The organism is Ruegeria sp. HKCCD6157 (genome assembly GCF_013110685.1).
Classification (GTDB): domain Bacteria; phylum Pseudomonadota; class Alphaproteobacteria; order Rhodobacterales; family Rhodobacteraceae; genus Ruegeria.
Genome location: NZ_WVRB01000002.1, coordinates 191,965 through 208,148, shown reverse-complemented (window position 1 = coordinate 208,148; position 16,184 = coordinate 191,965). Strand labels below are relative to the sequence as shown.

Genomic DNA, 16,184 nt, shown 5'->3' with positions numbered 1-16,184 from the left:
GGGTGAACAAAATTCCGATTTGGCAGTATCTGTACCGACTAATCCTGATGCTGAGCCTGATGGCCTCAGGTGCGCGCGCCGTTTCGGCGGATGTCGTTCTGACTAACGGATCAGAAGTCGCCCCCAACATCGCTGTCCTTCATATCAAAGACGATGGGGTCTACGTCGACCTTGAGATCTATGTCGAAGATATTCCGTTGTTTACTGATATGTTGCCAATCGGTTGGTCATCGGATTTCGTCGAGGGTGAGCCGGAGGCTAAACAAGAGACCAATCAAGGTTTTGCCCAAGCCGAAAGTCGGGCGCTATCGATTGTTGGACGGGACAAACAGCCCCTAAACGCTGAAATCAGAAATTTAGAATACCGAACACGCATCGACCGGGCCTCGCCACTTGCAGGTCAGCGGAATCCATTCTCGGGTCAAATTGTTCCCAGCCCGCCAAAAGATCCGCGTGTTCTGTTCGTCAAAGTGTTCTTTGCGTTTCAAAACACAGTTCCCAACGAGCTGACTATAGTGCCTCCATCGCGGGATGGTGAACCACTGGCGACTATCGGGATGCAGGTTTTTGACCGAGAGGTTCCGGTCACCGATTTTAGCTTCTTGTCAAAGCCGGCAGAGTTAAAGATTCACTGGCCTGATCCGTGGGATAGCCGTTTTTCTGCTGAAAGCCTAAATCGAAAAGCGCAGGACGGGACATCCACCTTTCTCTACATCGAACCTCGTGAAGTTCGGCATGAGACGCTGATCCGCTTGCGTGAACTGGCGCCTTGGATTGGTGAAACTACCGAAGTCGGTCAAACACTTTCGCCACAGCGTAGCGCCATGATCGTAAACCAAGCGGCGTCCTTCCTGGCTTCTCGTAACCCGGTGACAATTGATGGCAAATTAGTGCAACCGTCGAACGCTACAGCAAAGCTCCTGGAGCTGACATCGCAGGGTTATCAGGTTGTCGAGCCTGGAAAGGAAGTGTCCGTGAACAATGCGTTTATCGGAGCTATCCTGTCCTTCTCATCGGTAGAGCTTCCCGATCAGGTGACAGTCACATGGGATATGTTTGACGAGGAAATTTCCCGCGTTGCAACCATTTCAAACGATATCGCTGGGCCATTCTTTGGAGCTGTGACACCTGCGGACCCTCAGTTTCACTGGCAGAACCACCTGCTCCAATACCAAAGAGCATCTGTTACTCAGATTCCATTTGAGCAGCAAAAACGGCAGAACCCGGCTATGGCGTTGATCGCCGGGATTATCAGCGCCGTTTCACTCGGTTTTCTCCTGCTAACCAGGGACAAAGTCGCAAAGCGTGCCAGTTGCGTGACTATGATTGCCGCTGCTTCGGCAACGTTTGTATTTTCGGGATATTTGCCGGAATTACTTTGGAACAAGCCCGAGCCCCCTGAGCAGCAGGTTGCGGAAGACATACTGCGCTCGATGGTCAAAAACTTGAACACGGTGACCCTGGAAACTTCGCCGGCAGCAAGAAAGGCAGAGCTGGCCCACATTGTAACGGCGGCATCTCTGGGCGACATCGCAACGGAGGTAGAGCGTGGTCTCGTGATCCGAACGCCAGGAGGCAGTCTTGCTACGGTTACTGATATTAGAGACCTGAAATTAGAGCGCGTTGACCCGACCCTCAAACCGGGTGGATTTAGCACTCTGGCAAAATGGACAGTGAAAGCCCAAGGCGGTCATTGGGGACACGCTCATATGCGCGCGGTTGCGTTTCGGGTGCTAGCCGAGGTCGTACCTGAGTCAGGGCAATGGAAGCTGGATGGATTAACTGTAATCGAGGCTCGCGATCCAAATGCATAAGTATTTAAGATCAAAGGTTTTTACTTTCGGCGCTCTGTTTGTCGGTGTGCTTTTATCACTGACGCTGTCAGCCTCTGCGCATTTTTTGCTTAACCTCAACGTTCGAATTTCGCATGTCGAGCATTCCGAGGGCGGTCTGCGTGTCTACATGCGTACGCCCATGCCTTATCTGGTTGCAGACAAGGTCGGTGATCAGAATGGAGATGCCTTGCCGGAAGCTGCACCATTCACTACCAATGCCATGAGCGATGGTCAGGTGGTCCACTTCGTCGACTTGCCGGCTGTCATGAGCGATCCCAATGGGCTGGGGCAATTCGCGGAAGGTGGGTTGCATCTGTTGGGCGACAATCAGCGCTTGAGAGGAACAGTTAAGTCCGTTCGCTTGCATCGCGTTGGAAATGAGCCCGGATTTGCAACTTTGGCCGAAGCTCAACAGGCCGTGGACACCGAAACGGCCTTAACGCCACCGCTTTTTGTTGGTGATACGATTGTCGATCTCGTCCTGTATTATGAGACTGACGGCCCGATCCAATCGTACAGCATTTCTAACGTGCTGGACCCCGGCTTGCCGGATCAGCACCAAACGGCCAACCTCATTCTCGACTACGCGTCTGACACGCCTCAGATATTCCGATCTCGGGGCCTGATGACTGAACCATTGGTGGTTCAGAAGAAGGGGTATGGAGGATTCCTCAGTTTCGTCTGGGAAGGCATACGACATATCCTCGAAGGGTTGGATCATGTTTTGTTTGTTGTGTGTTTGGTCATCGGAGCGCAGACACTCAGGGCACTATTGCTGCGTGCAACCGGTTTTACCGTTGGGCATAGCGTGACGCTGTCGCTGGGGTTCTTCGGGTTTGTGCCATCGGGCGCGTGGTTTGTTCCTGCCGTCGAAACCGGGATCGCGATTTCTATTATTTTTGCAGCCGCAGCAGCGTTTATGAGTTTCAAGGACAACGCGCGTTCTGAGGTCACGATGGTGCTTCTGACGACACTGATTGGCCTCCTGCATGGGCTCGGGTTTAGCTTTGTGTTGCACAAGATCTTGCAGGTCACCTCCCCAAACATCTGGCAAAGCCTGCTTGCCTTCAATCTTGGCGTCGAGCTTGGCCAAGTCGCCATTATTCTTGCGCTCTGGCCTGCCTTGATAATGTGTCGGCGCGTGAACTCCAGTTTGTGGATGTCCCTACGAGTGGGCTTAGCCGGTGGATGCGCGGCTATCGCCTGCTTTTGGACCTTTCAGCGAGTTGCCGAGGTTTATTCCACGTTGGCTTAGGGTCATTGCGAAGGCGCGGTCCGTGATGGTCGCCTAAGACATGCGGACTTCGGCTGTTCCGAAGAATAAGGCAGATTAGGCTCAATGCAGTCGTTTGCTGCGCAGCGCATCAATGGCCGCTCTGGGGACAAAGCTAACGTTTATTGAGGTCGTTCTCCGAATATCTTCAAACTCGGGAGGTTAAGCCAAAAGTCGCAGCTAACCATAGCAACACGCTTAACAGTCCGGCATCCGACAAAAAGACAAGACCGCTTATGGACTCGTAACGCCAATCTCGCTCAATGCTTGACCCGCAGCACTGCTCGGTTGGCTGATACCTAGAATAGTGCTCAGAGTGACGGCCACGTCTACCGTGGAAACAGGACGGTTTACACGAGTTGGCTTGATACCTGGACCAGCAAAAATGATTGGAACATGTGTGTCATAGCGCCACGGCGATCCGTGCATCACGGCAATTGGACCATCCTCAAAGAGAAATGAATAGGGTGTCTGTACAACATAAATATCGCCGGAGCGTGTTGGATGATAGTTCCGCCGTATCTGCTCTTGAAGAGTATGCCCTCGCTGTTCAGCAAGCGGTTCGGTCGGCATTGCCAGCTCAATGCCAGATGCAGCCATCAGGATATTGACGATGCGTCGTTCGATTGCACGCCGCTCAACACCTGACGCTTCTACCTCGCCATTGTCCAGATAAACGTAAGGGCGGAAAAAAAACTGTATTGCGGCTTCGACTCCAAACTCATCGGCGATCACCGAATTCACGTCCATCATCAATGCTTCGGTTGAGTTACGGAATGTAGAAAGACCAGCTTCGGCCATCTCCTCTGGCGCCTCTGGCATGCCATGATCGGCGGAAAGCACGTAAAGCACATTCGCACGTCCAACCTCTCGATCCATGAACTCAAAGAAATCTGCCAATGTTTCATCCAAACAGCGCACCATTTCTTCATTTTCTAGGCTGGATGGTCCGAAGAAATGGTTGGTTGCGTCTACACCAGAAAAACTGACGCTTAGGTAGTCGGGCCATTCGTCAACACCAAGCCCTTCCTCTTTGACTATAGTTTTTGCGAAGTCGGCCGTAATCCGGTCCCCATGCGGCGACAATAAGACCTGTGTGTAGTAAAGCCCGTCGTCCGGCTTCCCATAGAAATGCGGGAACGTGCGACCGAACGTGCCAAGGTTCGTTACGAAGGAGCGTTCCTTTCTTTCCATCAGGTAAGGCGCGTCTGAACACTCCGGCCACCACTCACTTTCGATCTTCGCATCTGCGGGGCGCTTAGAGTTCCAATCGAGAACCCAATCAGGATACGCGTCGTAGTAAAATTCACTTGTTTCAAACGCTCCTGTGGCCGTCGACAACCAAAAAGCCTTTCCAGAGTGTCCCGCCATTGCAACCGCTGAACGGTCTTTACCAGATACGGAAAAAACTTTTGATCGCCCAACATTGGCTTTTACCAGTTCATCTCCGAAAGTCGTCGCCAACAAGTTAACGGGAGAACGTCCCGACGTCGCAGCGGCGGCTTGCGTCGGGTCGACTTGATCAACGTTTCCACCGAAGCCAGGGACTGGCAACATCGGGTAGTCCGGATCTTCAATATTGTAACCCAATCGCTCTTCAGCCCTGTTGAACCAGGCATTACCAATCATTCCATGTTCGGAAGGATGGGCGCCAGTAGCGAGGGTCGCGTGACCAACGATGGTTTCGGTGTTGGCGTGACGATGATGAGCATCGGTGTACCAGACGCCGTTTTCAATCAGTCTATTGAAGCCTGATCCCCCGAAGGCGGCCTGATAGCGAGAGATCAAGTCTCCGCGTAGTCCATCAACTGTAATTTGTACAACAAGCCTGATGTCTTCCGTCGCACTGGCTGCCGTCGTGGAAATTGATAGAAGGAGAGTTGAGACTAACGCCAGTGATCGCTGCATTTATGACCTCCTAGGACAAACTAGTGCCCTGAATACCAGAATCTGCATCCACCGGCCACTGAGGGGCAATTAAGATGCCCTTTCAAACATCCGCTATGGGCTCGAAGCGATCATTCGCTATAAAGCGAGCGGATGTCCGTTTTAACCGCGTAAAACATATCCCGGCACAAGAACATAGTAAGAACAATTCTTTCTTAGCAGAAGTATTTCCCTTACGATTTCGATGAAATCTGGTGCCGCTGAAGGGACTCGAACCCCCGACCCCATCATTACGAATGACGTGCTCTACCAGCTGAGCTACAGCGGCACCGTAGGTCATACCGAACACATTATGACCGGATGCGAAGCTTCGTTTAAACTGTCAGTCTGGCGCCTGCAAGCCCGGTTGTAACCGTTTTGGCGTTGCTCAGCACGGCCGGGCCTTAAGTTGTGAACCGAAAGCCTGCGGCCAATCTTTCAAATTGGCGCTCTGATCCGTGAATTTTTTGTGACGACGCGGAATGAAATTGAGTCGCTCGCTATATTTCAATATTTCATGAAATATGATAGAACAGATAACCGATCAATTGACCATCCTTGGCCACCCGCAGCGCATCACCGTGTTTCGCATGTTGATGCGACGGTTTCCTGACAGGGTTCCCGCAGGCGAGCTGGCGGCGGAGCTGGATATCAAGCCCAGCACCATGTCGAACTATCTGAATGCTTTGCAGCGGTCGGGGCTGGTGAAACAGGAACGATCCGGGACGTCTCTGCTCTATTCGATTGAAATGAAAACTGTGCAGCAAATGCTCGATTTCCTGATCGTGGATTGCTGCCGTGGCCGCCCGGATATCTGCATGCCCTTTCCCAAAGACACCGCGACGAACCGAAAGTTCAATGTGCTGTTCATTTGTTCCGGCAACTCAGCCCGTTCGATTTTTGCCGAATCCTTGCTGCGACAGATCGGCGGCGACCGGTTCAACGTTTATTCAGCCGGGACGCGGCCCAGTTCAGAACTCAATCCCTTTGCTGTGCAGGTTCTGCGCGACAAGGGGCACGATATCTCGGTCCTGCGGCCGAAGAATCTGTCCGAGTTTTCGGCGCCGGACGCGCCCGTCATGGATTTTGTCTTTACTGTCTGCAATCAGGCCGCCAACGAGGAATGCCCGGCTTGGGAGGGTCAACCGATAAGTGGCCATTGGGGCGTGGAAGATCCGGTCAAGGCCGAAGGTACCGACGCCGAGAAAAGCCTGGCCTTTCAAACCGCCTACGGCGCACTGAAGCGCCGGATTCAGGCCTTTTCGTCATTGCCGGTCGAAAGCCTTGACCGGATCGCATTGCAATCCGCCGTCGATGAAATCGGGCGCACGCCTACCGAGGAAACGAAATGACCACCTACGCACTGAACGGCCTTGGCCGTATGGGAAAACTGGCCCTGAAGCCCTTGCTTGAAAAAGGCGCAAAGATAGACTGGATCAACGATGCCGTCGGTGATCCCGAGATGCATGCGCATCTGCTGGAGTTCGACACAGTCCATGGGCGCTGGGACGCGGAATTCGACCTCAATGCAGACAGCATCACGGTCAACAGTACCCGCCTGCCGTTCGTTGGCACAAAAGACCTGAGCGCGTTGCCGCTGGACGGTGTTGACGTGGTGATCGACTGCACCGGCGTGTTCAAGACCGAAGCGAAGCTGGCACCGTATTTTGACGCTGGGGTGAAGAAGGTTGTTGTCTCTGCTCCGGTCAAGGACGGGCCGACGGCCAATATCGTCATGGGTGTGAATGACGGAACCTACGACCCCGCGGCGCATAGGATCGTGACGGCGGCCTCGTGCACGACAAACTGTCTTGCGCCTGTCGTGAAGGTCATTCACAAAAACCTGGGCATCCGCCATGGATCGATGACGACGATTCACGACGCAACCAACACGCAGACAATCGTGGACCGGCCTGCCAAGGATCTCAGGCGCGCACGCTCGGCCCTGAACTCTTTGATCCCCACCACGACCGGCTCGGCCACGGCCATCACTCTGATCTATCCGGAACTCAAAGGTCGTCTGAACGGCCATGCGGTTCGGGTGCCGTTGCTGAACGCCTCGCTGACCGATTGCGTGTTCGAGGTTGAGCGTGAAACCACGGTTGAAGAGGTCAACGCCTTCTTCAAAGCCGCTGCCGAGGGTGAACTGAAGGGCATTCTGGGCTATGAGACGCGCCCGCTGGTGTCCACCGATTACACCAATGACGAACGCTCTTCGATCGTCGATGCGCCCTCGACCATGGTTGTGAACGGGACGCAGGTGAAAATCTATGCGTGGTACGACAACGAGATGGGCTATGCGCATCGGCTGGTGGATGTCGCGTTGATGGTCGGGGCATCATTGTGACGCAACGCCCCGAAGGACTGTCGGCCTATTTCGCGGTCACGGCTGCCTATTGGGCCTTCATGCTGACCGACGGGGCGCTCAGGATGTTGGTGCTGTTGCACTTTCATACCCTGGGCTTCTCGCCGGTTCAACTTGCCTATCTGTTTGTGCTCTATGAAATCGCCGGGATCGTCACCAACCTGTCCGCCGGCTGGATCGCCGCACGGTTCGGGTTGACCTCGACCCTCTATGCAGGGTTGGGGGTGCAGATTGTCGCGTTGCTCGCCATGACGCAGCTTGACCCGAACTGGACGGTCGCGGCTTCGGTCACTTTTGTCATGATCGTGCAAGGGGCCAGCGGCGTGGCCAAGGATCTGGCCAAGATGTCTTCGAAATCGGCGGTCAAATTGCTGGCTCCTTCCGAAGGAGGCGCGTTGTTTCGATGGGTTGCGGTTCTGACGGGTTCGAAAAACGCGGTCAAAGGGCTGGGATTCCTGTTGGGTGCCGCCATGCTTGCAACGCTGGGCTTCATTCCGGCAGTGCTTGCCATGGCCGTCGTTCTGGCGGTGATCCTGGTCGCGGTGATGCTGTTCATGCCAGCAGGCCTGCCGAAGGGGCGCAAGGGCGCAAAGTTCTCTGAGGTTTTTTCAAAATCCGCAAATGTGAACTGGTTGTCCGCGGCGCGTGTCTTCCTGTTCGGCGCGCGGGACGTCTGGTTCGTGGTCGGCATTCCGATCTATTTCTATGCTGTTCTTTCAGACGGCACCGAAGAGGGCAATCGGGCCGCGTTCTTCATGATCGGAACATTCATGGCGGTGTGGATCATCCTCTATGGCGCCGTGCAGGCCAACGCCCCAAGGATCCTTCGTGCGTCAGATCGAACCGAAGGTGATCTGATCCGTGCCGCACGCAGCTGGGCGGCGATCCTGTTCTGCGTTCCTGCGGCTCTGACACTGGCTGTTTTGCTGTCACATGGGCCCGAGACCTGGCTGACCCTGACGCTGGTCGTCGGGCTTTTGGTCTTTGGTGCGATCTTCGCGGTCAACTCATCGCTGCATTCCTATCTGATTCTTGCCTTCACCCGGTCCGAGCGTGTGACGATGGATGTCGGCTTTTACTACATGGCAAACGCGACGGGGCGGTTGGCCGGCACCGTCTTGTCTGGCCTGACCTATCAGGTCGGGGGGCTGCCCATGGTGCTGGGCACGGCGGCCGTGATGGTCGGGCTTGCCGCGCTGACCTCTGGCAAACTTACGGATCAAACGGCTGAGGCGCTATCATGAGCATTTTTGAACGGTATCTCACGATCTGGGTTGCACTTGCGATGATCGGTGGCGTCCTGATCGGACTGGCCGCGCCGGGGCTGGTGCAGCTGGTGGCAAGCGCTGAAATTGCCAGCGTCAACCTGGTGGTGGCGGTGCTGATCTGGGCAATGGTTTACCCGATGATGGTCAATGTCGATTTCGGTGCAGTCGCCGGAGTCGCCCGCCAGCCACGTGGTCTGATTGTGACGCTGGTGGTGAACTGGCTGATAAAGCCTTTCACCATGGCGCTGCTGGCCGTCCTGTTTTTCGACTATGTCTTCGCACCCTGGATCGCGCCCGAAGATGCGGCGCAATACACTGCCGGTCTGATCCTGCTGGGGGCCGCCCCTTGCACCGCCATGGTGTTCGTATGGTCGCAGCTAACCAGAGGCGACGCGACGTACACGCTGGTTCAGGTCTCGGTCAATGATCTGATCATGGTCGTGGCATTCGCGCCGATCGTGGCCTTTTTGCTGGGTGTCACCGACATCGAAGTGCCGTGGCAGACTTTGGTTTTGGCCACGGTCCTTTATGTGGCGCTGCCGCTTGTCGCCGGGTTGATCACCCGCCGCAGGTTAGGCTCTAAACAGGCGATAGAAGCCTTTTCTTCGCGGGTGAAACCGTGGTCCGTCATGGGATTGATTGCAACCGTGGTCATCCTGTTCGGCCTGCAAGGTCAGACCATTCTGGCGAAACCGACGGTCATCGTTCTGATCGCCGTTCCCATTCTGATCCAAAGCTATGGTATTTTTGCCATTGCCTATGGCGCCGCTTATGCGCTGAAGGTTCCCCACCGGATCGCAGCGCCCTGTGCCATGATCGGGACATCGAACTTTTTCGAGCTGGCCGTTGCCGTCGCAATCAGCTTGTTCGGTCTTCATTCCGGCGCGGCACTGGCGACGGTTGTGGGGGTCCTGGTCGAAGTACCGGTAATGCTGTCGCTTGTGGCTTTCGCCAACCGAACACGCCAGCGTTTCCCGGAACCTGCGACATTATAGAATCGGTCAACGCGGCAGGGCGATAATCGGAACTGGCGGCCATGCACCGCCAGCCTTGCAGCAACGCTGCTTCAGAAATCCACACCGCGCTGTGCTTTGATGCCCGCTTGGAACGGGTGTTTCTCCTCGGTCATTTCCGTGACCAGATCAGCATAGTCACGCAGCGCGTTCGGCGCGTCGCGGCCAGTCAGGAATACGCTGGTCTTTTTCGAGCGCGCGTTCAAACCTTCGATGACCTGTTCGACCGACAGGTATTCGTAACGCAGGGCGATGTTGATCTCGTCCAGAACAACCAGATCGTATTCGCCGCTGGACATCAGCGCGCAGGCCTTGTCAAAGGCGGCATTGGCAGCTGCAATATCGCGCTCCCGGTCCTGTGTGTCCCAGGTAAAACCTTCGCCCATCGTATGCCATGTCACCAGATCACGCTCTTCGAAGAAACGGCGCTCGCCGGTTTTCCACTTGCCCTTGATGAACTGCACCACAGCAACCTTCTGGCCCCAGCCCAGGGCGCGAATGACCACGCCGAACGCGGCCGAGGACTTACCTTTGCCCTTGCCGGTATTGATCAGGACCAGACCGCGGCCTGGATCCACGGCCTCGGACACTTTCTTGCGGTGCTGGGCCTGCACCTTCTGCATCTTTTCCTTGTGATCCTGCGCGTCGCTCATTTGGGAACCTCTTTGACTGTTCGGCCCAACCTAGGGGAAGATTGCAAAAGGTAAAGTCATGCTTTGGGGTCTGTAACCGACCGGACCTTGCCGCGCTCCAGCCCCAACTGGTGTTCGCGCCAGATGACGACAACATTGCCTGCAATCACCAGCGCGGCCCCGATCAGGATTGCAAGCGTTGGCAGTTCATCGAACCAGACATAGCCGATCACGATCGCAAAAAGCATCGTTGCATAGTCATAAGGTGCCAGCATCGAGGCCTGGCCAAACCGATAGGAAGATGTGACCAAAATCTGCGCGACGCCGCCGATCAGGCCCATCATGACCATGATCAGAGCCTGATTCCATGTGGGCATCGTCCATCCCCAGAATGCCGTCAGAGCGGACAGAAGCGTCGCGGTCATCGAGAAATAGAACACGATGGCCGCAGGGTGATCGACCTTGACCAATTGCCGGATATGGATCTGAACGAAGGCACGGGCGAGGGTTGCACCCAGCACGCATAACGCGCCGATGGTGGCGGCGACCTCCATCTCGGTGGTGCCCAGGCGCGGCCAGATCATGATCAGAACGCCCAACAGACCAAGAGCCACGGCGCCGATACGGATAAGCCGAATCCGTTCGCCCAGCATGACGGCGGCCAGAATCAGGGTGAAGATCGGTGTCGCATAGCCGATGGCAGTGACTTCCGGCAGGGGCAACAGGCTGAGGCCGGTAAAGGTAAGACCCATGGCGCTTGTTCCCAGAACACCGCGCCAGAAATGGCCCATGGGTTTCTTGACCACAAAGCCTTTCGACAACTCCCCCCGCGCGATGAGCCAAAGAATGATCACGGGGATTGCGAACAGGGACCGAAAAAACACCAATTGGCCCGGCGGGAATTCATCAGAAAGTGCTTTGACCAGCGCGGACATCGACGTGAACAGGAACAAGGCGCACAGCTTCAGCGTTACGGCAAGCAGAGGTCGATGCGAAGTTAAGGGTTTTGTCATCGGCGCGAACCTGCGTCTTTGACGGGCAAAGATCAACGGGTGGATTCAGCAATTCACCCAGGATTGCGGCAAGGAACAGCCGATTTCTTCGGCGAATTCTTCAAGAAAGCGGATCATGCGCGCGGTGCGTTGTTCTGCAATCCGCCTTCCGGTCTCGGTCAACATGTCACCTGGCAGGCGCAGCAGTTTCACCTTCCAGTGGTCGAGCGAGAAATGAAGGTCATCCAGTGGCCGAGCTTGGGCAAAAGGGTCAGCCGGATCGTAAAGAGTACGCCCCAAGGCTCCGGAAACGGAAAAGTTGCGGGCGATACCGATGGCGCCCAGGGCGTCAAGGCGGTCTGCATCGCGCAGAATGCGTGCCTCGATTGTTTCAGGGGGGATATCGGCCGAAAAACTATGGGCTTCGATCGCGTGCTGGATCGCACGGACCTGATCGGCCTCAAACCCGATTTCTTCAAGAATAGGCTCTGATTCCGTTGCGGATCTGCGCGAGGCAAGATGCCGGTCGGGATCGTCCTTGGGCAGATTCACAAGATCGTGCAGGTAACTTGCGGCCAGCAGCACGGACATATCGGTTTGATCATCTGCGATGGCCCGGGCGTTGGTCCAAACACGATCCAGATGGGCCAGATCATGGGCCGGATCCGTTTCCATGCGATGTGCGACCACGGCCCGCAGGCGGGTGCGCAGATCAGCCGATCCGTCCACGGTTCTCTCCGATCTGGCCGCGATGCAACAGCAGGTGGTCGAGGATCACGCAGGCCATCATCGCCTCTCCTACCGGGACCGCGCGAATGCCTACACACGGGTCGTGACGGCCCTTGGTGATGATCTCGGTCTCTTCGCCTGATTTGGTGATGGTTTTGCGTGTGGTCAGAATCGACGAGGTCGGCTTGACCGCAAAGCGCACGACGATGTCCTGCCCGGTAGAGATACCGCCCAGAATCCCGCCCGCATGGTTCGAGCTGTATTGCGGGCCGTTCTGTCCCATGAATATTTCGTCGGCGTTGGCCTCGCCCGTCAGTTCAGCCGCGGCCATGCCTTCGCCGATTTCGACGCCTTTGACCGCGTTGATCGACATCATCGCAGCAGCAAGATCAGTGTCTAACTTGGCGTAAACCGGCGCGCCAAGCCCTGCGGGCACGCCGCGCGCCACAACTTCGACAATTGCGCCAACCGAGTTGCCGGACTTGCGCAGATCGTCCAGATAGGCGGCCCACGTCTCGGCGGCTTGCGCATCCGGTGTCCAGAACGGGTTCTGTTCGATCTGGGACCAGTCGAAATTGTCGCGCTCGATCTTGTGCGGCCCGATCTGGGTCATGTACCCGGTGATCTGCACGTTGGGTGCGATCTGTTTGATCGCCTCACGCGCCAATCCACCCGCAGCCACACGCGCGGCTGTTTCGCGTGCAGAACTCCGCCCGCCGCCGCGATAATCCCGGATCCCGTATTTCTGCCAATAGGTGATATCGGCGTGCCCCGGGCGGAACTTTTCCATGATATCGCCATAATCTTTCGAGCGCTGATCGGTGTTCTCGATCATCAGCTGCACAGGCGTTCCGGTGGTCTGCCCTTCGAACACACCGGACAGGATCTTCACCTGATCGGGTTCGCGCCGCTGGGTGGTGAACTTGTTCTGTCCCGGTTTGCGCTTGTCCAGCCAGTGCTGGATCATGGCCTCGTGGATGGTGACACCCGGCGGACAGCCGTCAACGGTGGCACCCAAGGCGGGTCCATGGCTTTCACCCCAGGTGGTAACACGGAATAGATGGCCAAAACTGTTCATCGACATGGGGCGGGCTCCTTTGGGATCGTGATTAGCGGGGAGCGCCTTGAGCCTCAAGGGGATTTGCGAATTGGTGGGCGCCACCTTGCGGTGGCGCGAATGAGTATTTTTGAAAAGATGAAGATCAGGCGGCCTGCGTCAGCGCCGTTCGGGTTGCTGTGATTTTCAGCGCAGCTTGTGCGGCTTCGCGGCCTTTCTCAACAAAATGCGTGCGGTAGATGGCGTTGTGGTGATCGGTTTCCTGATACTGGTGCGGCGTCAGGGAGACGGACAGGACCGGTACGCCGGTATCCATGCCGGCGCGCATCAACCCGTCCACGACGGCCTGCGCCACGAAGTCGTGCCGGTAAATGCCGCCATCCACGACAAATGCGGCGCAGGCGACAGCCGCGTAGCGGCCGGTTTGGGCCAGATCGCGGGCCAGCAGCGGCATCTCGAACGCGCCGGGAACGTCGAAAACATCGACCTGATCGGCCGGGATCCGTTCAAGAAAACCGTCAAGCGCGCGGTCGACGATGTCGGAATGCCAGTTGGCTTTGACAAAAGCATAGCGGGTGTGTGTCATCGTGATCTCCTTTCAGTTCGGTGGCCTGCTGGCGGTCGCGAAAACCCTCGCTGCCAGCCCGGCATGACACGTCACCCAAGGCGATCACGAGCAGGCGCGCCGGTTCTCCGGCACGGCTTGCACGTTCTCTTCCATCCGGACTTTGACCGTCGGCTCTGGCCTCTCACCAGATCTGCTGACACTCTTTCGTGGTTCCACACTTTGTCCGAATACCGGCCCCTGCCGTTCGGATCGTGGTCACGGCAGAGCCGCTCGCGGGCTTGCGGGTCATGGCCCGCATACCGCCGGTGGGGAATTCCACCCCGCCCTGAGAACGAGGCAGACCTTGCCAAGAACCAACCCCATCTGCAAGAGATTTGGCAGGAGGTCGCCCATGCACCCAAATCCAGCCTTCCGCGTCGAGGATCGAGCGCGTCATATTGAATTCGCCCGTGACCGGGCTTTTGGCGTTCTGGCGATTTCGGGCGACGGCGCGCCATTGATCAGTCACGTGCCCTTTCTGCTGTCAGAGGACGGTGCGGTGGTCGATCTTCATCTGGTGCGATCAAACCCGATTGTCCGTATGCTGCACGGGCCGAAAGAGGTCAGGATCGCGGTGCAGGGGCCTGATGGCTATGTCTCGCCCGACTGGTACGGTGTCGCCGATCAGGTTCCGACTTGGAACTATGTCGCCGTGCACCTGACCGGACGGCTTGAACTGCGCCCGCAGGACGAGCTGCGTGATTTGCTGGATCGACAATCCGCATTCTTTGAAGATCGACTGCTGCCCAAAGCGCCATGGGTCACCGGGAAAATGTCGGATGACGCGTTGGCCAGAATGATGCGGATGATCGTACCATGCCGGATGCAGGTAGAGGATATCCAGGGCACCTGGAAACTGGGCCAGAACAAGCCTGAGGAGGCAAGAATCGCTGCCGCCGACAAAGTGCCCGGCGGATTTGGCAGTGAAACCGGTCAGCTGGCCGCCTTGATGCACAAGGCGTAACCAGCACCGGGAAACAGGATTACTCGGAACTGAACGTTGCCAGATAGGCGGCGATATCTTCCGCGCCTTTTCTGAGCTTGACGCTCATGTTCGGGCGGGCGGTTTCGTCATCCAGATACTCTTTGATGAAACCGATGGGGTCTTTGGAATAGGCGGCGATGTTTTCTTCGGTCCAGATCAGACCTTCTTCGCCGGCGCGGATCATGTCATCGGTGAACATGCCGACCGGCAGGCGCTCGCTGCCATAGCGATAGTCTTTTTCGGACCCGGCGACACGTCCGACGACGCCATAGAGATTCGGGCCGGTGATTCCGCCTTTGACCAGTACTTCGCCGTCCTTGATGATCGCATGACACGAGGAACAGCGGTTGTACATCGCCTCGCCTTTCGCAGGATCACCTGCTGCAAGTGTTTGCGAGGACAGGGCCAATGTGAACATCGCAGTGGCCAGGGTGATTTTTGACATAGGGGTCTCCTTGCAGGAGTTCGCGCGATTTTCGCGCTGTCCGGTATTCGCGCAAAAAGTGCAACTGTGTAATTGCGCTCAATTTTCGATTTAATTCATCTATTTGGCGAATATGATTTACTCAGCAGACAATCGTTGCTTCGTGATGCTGATTGTCAAGAATACGCTCTCAAATGACTGGCCGACTGGTGGTCAGAATCGGGCTGGATTTCGCCTGCAAAACGGAGTTCGAGGTTCGAATCAACCCCACTTGATTCGAAGCCGCAGGCAAAGTTGCGGACGAGAATCACCAAAAAAAGCCCCTCGTCACGTGCACGAAGGGACACATGCGGCGTATTGCGCGTTTATGAACGCTGGACGAACACTATTCTCCCCGATAGTAAGCGCGGTTAAGACACCGCATTCGTGCGGTGCGCGAGCTATTTGCCCGTCCTCGGGCGCCAGATAATCGGAGATAACCTCGTGTCCCACGCAGAAGACCACGAAGGCACCCGCAGAGATTTCCTGTACTACGTCGCTGGCGGCGCAGGTGTCGTTGCAACGGGTGCAGCCGTATGGCCACTGATCAACCAAATGAACCCGTCGGCAGACGTTCAGGCGCTGTCCTCGATCCGTGTGGATGTGAGCGGCGTCGAGCCGGGCACGCAACTGACGGTAAAATGGCTGGGAAAACCCGTTTTTGTCCGTCACCGCACCGGTGCCGAGATTCAGGAAGCACAGGAACAGGACGCCGAAGGTGTTGATGCGCTGCCAGATCCGCTTGCACGCAACTTCAACCTGAGCGCAGATGCGCCTGCGACTGACGCAAACCGCGTCATGCCGTCACCGGAAGGCGAAGCGCCGGGTGCCTGGATCGTTCAGATGGGCGTTTGTACGCACCTCGGCTGTGTGCCTTTGGGGGATGCCGGCGACTTCGGTGGCTGGTTCTGCCCGTGCCACGGTTCGCACTACGACCTCGCCGGTCGTATCCGTAAAGGCCCCGCGCCTGAGAACCTGCCTGTCCCGCCCGCAGAATGGGTGGACAACAGCACAATCAAACTCGGCTAAGGGAGACCCA

Annotated in this window: 15 protein-coding genes, 1 tRNA gene and 1 riboswitch; of the genes, 8 read left to right on the top strand and 8 right to left on the bottom strand. The window is 56.5% G+C overall.

The window, feature by feature from the left end; all coding sequences use genetic code 11:
• The first annotated feature begins 2 nt into the window (after positions 1-2).
• On the top strand, positions 3-1,814 hold the full coding sequence (locus GS612_RS11075; RefSeq protein WP_171640308.1) for a hypothetical protein: 1,812 nt from the start codon (positions 3-5) through the stop codon (positions 1,812-1,814).
• Positions 1,807-3,090: a HupE/UreJ family protein gene (locus GS612_RS11070; RefSeq protein WP_171640306.1), complete on the top strand. Its 1,284-nt coding sequence runs from the start codon at positions 1,807-1,809 to the stop codon at positions 3,088-3,090. The genes GS612_RS11075 and GS612_RS11070 overlap by 8 nt, the downstream gene beginning before the upstream one ends.
• Positions 3,091-3,342: 252 nt before the next feature.
• On the opposite strand, the gene GS612_RS11065 is transcribed toward GS612_RS11070, so the two are convergent.
• Both GS612_RS11065 and GS612_RS11060 read right to left on the bottom strand, forming a co-directional pair.
• Positions 3,343-5,016, bottom strand: a complete 1,674-nt coding sequence (locus GS612_RS11065) for an alkaline phosphatase family protein (RefSeq protein WP_171640304.1) — start codon at positions 5,014-5,016, stop codon at positions 3,343-3,345.
• A 231-nt stretch (positions 5,017-5,247) separates the two neighbouring features.
• Positions 5,248-5,323: transfer RNA gene (locus GS612_RS11060), tRNA-Thr, on the bottom strand.
• Positions 5,324-5,558: 235 nt separating this feature from the next.
• Between GS612_RS11060 and GS612_RS11055 the strand changes: the two genes are divergently transcribed.
• Genes GS612_RS11055 through arsB form a run of 4 tightly spaced genes read left to right on the top strand, consistent with a single transcriptional unit; the run spans position 5,559 to position 9,662 of the window.
• Entirely contained in the window at positions 5,559-6,386 is an 828-nt protein-coding gene (locus GS612_RS11055) for a helix-turn-helix domain-containing protein (protein ID WP_171616487.1), read from the top strand.
• On the top strand, positions 6,383-7,381 hold the full coding sequence (locus tag GS612_RS11050) for an ArsJ-associated glyceraldehyde-3-phosphate dehydrogenase (protein WP_171640302.1): 999 nt from the start codon (positions 6,383-6,385) through the stop codon (positions 7,379-7,381). Before GS612_RS11055 ends, GS612_RS11050 begins: the two co-directional genes overlap by 4 nt.
• Positions 7,378-8,643, top strand: coding sequence for an organoarsenical effux MFS transporter ArsJ (gene arsJ / locus GS612_RS11045; RefSeq protein WP_171640300.1), 1,266 nt, complete (start codon positions 7,378-7,380; stop codon positions 8,641-8,643). Before GS612_RS11050 ends, arsJ begins: the two co-directional genes overlap by 4 nt.
• Positions 8,640-9,662: an ACR3 family arsenite efflux transporter gene (arsB, locus tag GS612_RS11040; protein ID WP_171640298.1), complete on the top strand. Its 1,023-nt coding sequence runs from the start codon at positions 8,640-8,642 to the stop codon at positions 9,660-9,662. The genes arsJ and arsB overlap by 4 nt, the downstream gene beginning before the upstream one ends.
• Positions 9,663-9,733: 71 nt before the next feature.
• On the opposite strand, the gene cobO is transcribed toward arsB, so the two are convergent.
• From cobO to GS612_RS11015, 5 genes are all read right to left on the bottom strand, one after another.
• Positions 9,734-10,333: a cob(I)yrinic acid a,c-diamide adenosyltransferase gene (gene cobO, locus GS612_RS11035; protein ID WP_171640297.1), complete on the bottom strand. Its 600-nt coding sequence runs from the start codon at positions 10,331-10,333 to the stop codon at positions 9,734-9,736.
• A gap of 56 nt (positions 10,334-10,389) precedes the next feature.
• Positions 10,390-11,325, bottom strand: coding sequence for a DMT family transporter (locus GS612_RS11030; protein ID WP_171206448.1), 936 nt, complete (start codon positions 11,323-11,325; stop codon positions 10,390-10,392).
• A gap of 45 nt (positions 11,326-11,370) precedes the next feature.
• Entirely contained in the window at positions 11,371-12,033 is a 663-nt protein-coding gene (locus tag GS612_RS11025; RefSeq protein ID WP_371809333.1) for an HD domain-containing protein, read from the bottom strand.
• Entirely contained in the window at positions 12,017-13,117 is a 1,101-nt protein-coding gene (aroC, locus tag GS612_RS11020) for a chorismate synthase (protein ID WP_171640295.1), read from the bottom strand. The genes GS612_RS11025 and aroC overlap by 17 nt, the downstream gene beginning before the upstream one ends.
• 118 nt (positions 13,118-13,235) lie before the next feature.
• Complete coding sequence (locus GS612_RS11015; RefSeq protein ID WP_171640293.1) at positions 13,236-13,676, bottom strand: 6,7-dimethyl-8-ribityllumazine synthase; 441 nt, start codon at positions 13,674-13,676, stop codon at positions 13,236-13,238.
• A 119-nt stretch (positions 13,677-13,795) separates the two neighbouring features.
• Positions 13,796-13,995: riboswitch (FMN riboswitch) on the bottom strand.
• A gap of 54 nt (positions 13,996-14,049) precedes the next feature.
• On the opposite strand from GS612_RS11015, the gene GS612_RS11010 reads away from it, so the two are divergent.
• On the top strand, positions 14,050-14,661 hold the full coding sequence (locus tag GS612_RS11010) for an FMN-binding negative transcriptional regulator (protein WP_171640291.1): 612 nt from the start codon (positions 14,050-14,052) through the stop codon (positions 14,659-14,661).
• A 19-nt stretch (positions 14,662-14,680) separates the two neighbouring features.
• Here the strand turns inward: GS612_RS11010 and GS612_RS11005 are convergent, their stop codons facing one another.
• Positions 14,681-15,127 (bottom strand): cytochrome c family protein, encoded by a 447-nt coding sequence (locus GS612_RS11005; protein ID WP_171640289.1) that lies wholly within the window; start codon positions 15,125-15,127, stop codon positions 14,681-14,683.
• Positions 15,128-15,589: 462 nt separating this feature from the next.
• Between GS612_RS11005 and petA the strand changes: the two genes are divergently transcribed.
• The gene (gene petA / locus GS612_RS11000) at positions 15,590-16,174 is read left to right on the top strand and encodes a ubiquinol-cytochrome c reductase iron-sulfur subunit (protein WP_152459513.1); all 585 of its coding nucleotides are present in this window, start codon (positions 15,590-15,592) and stop codon (positions 16,172-16,174) included.
• The last annotated feature ends 10 nt before the right edge of the window (positions 16,175-16,184 follow it).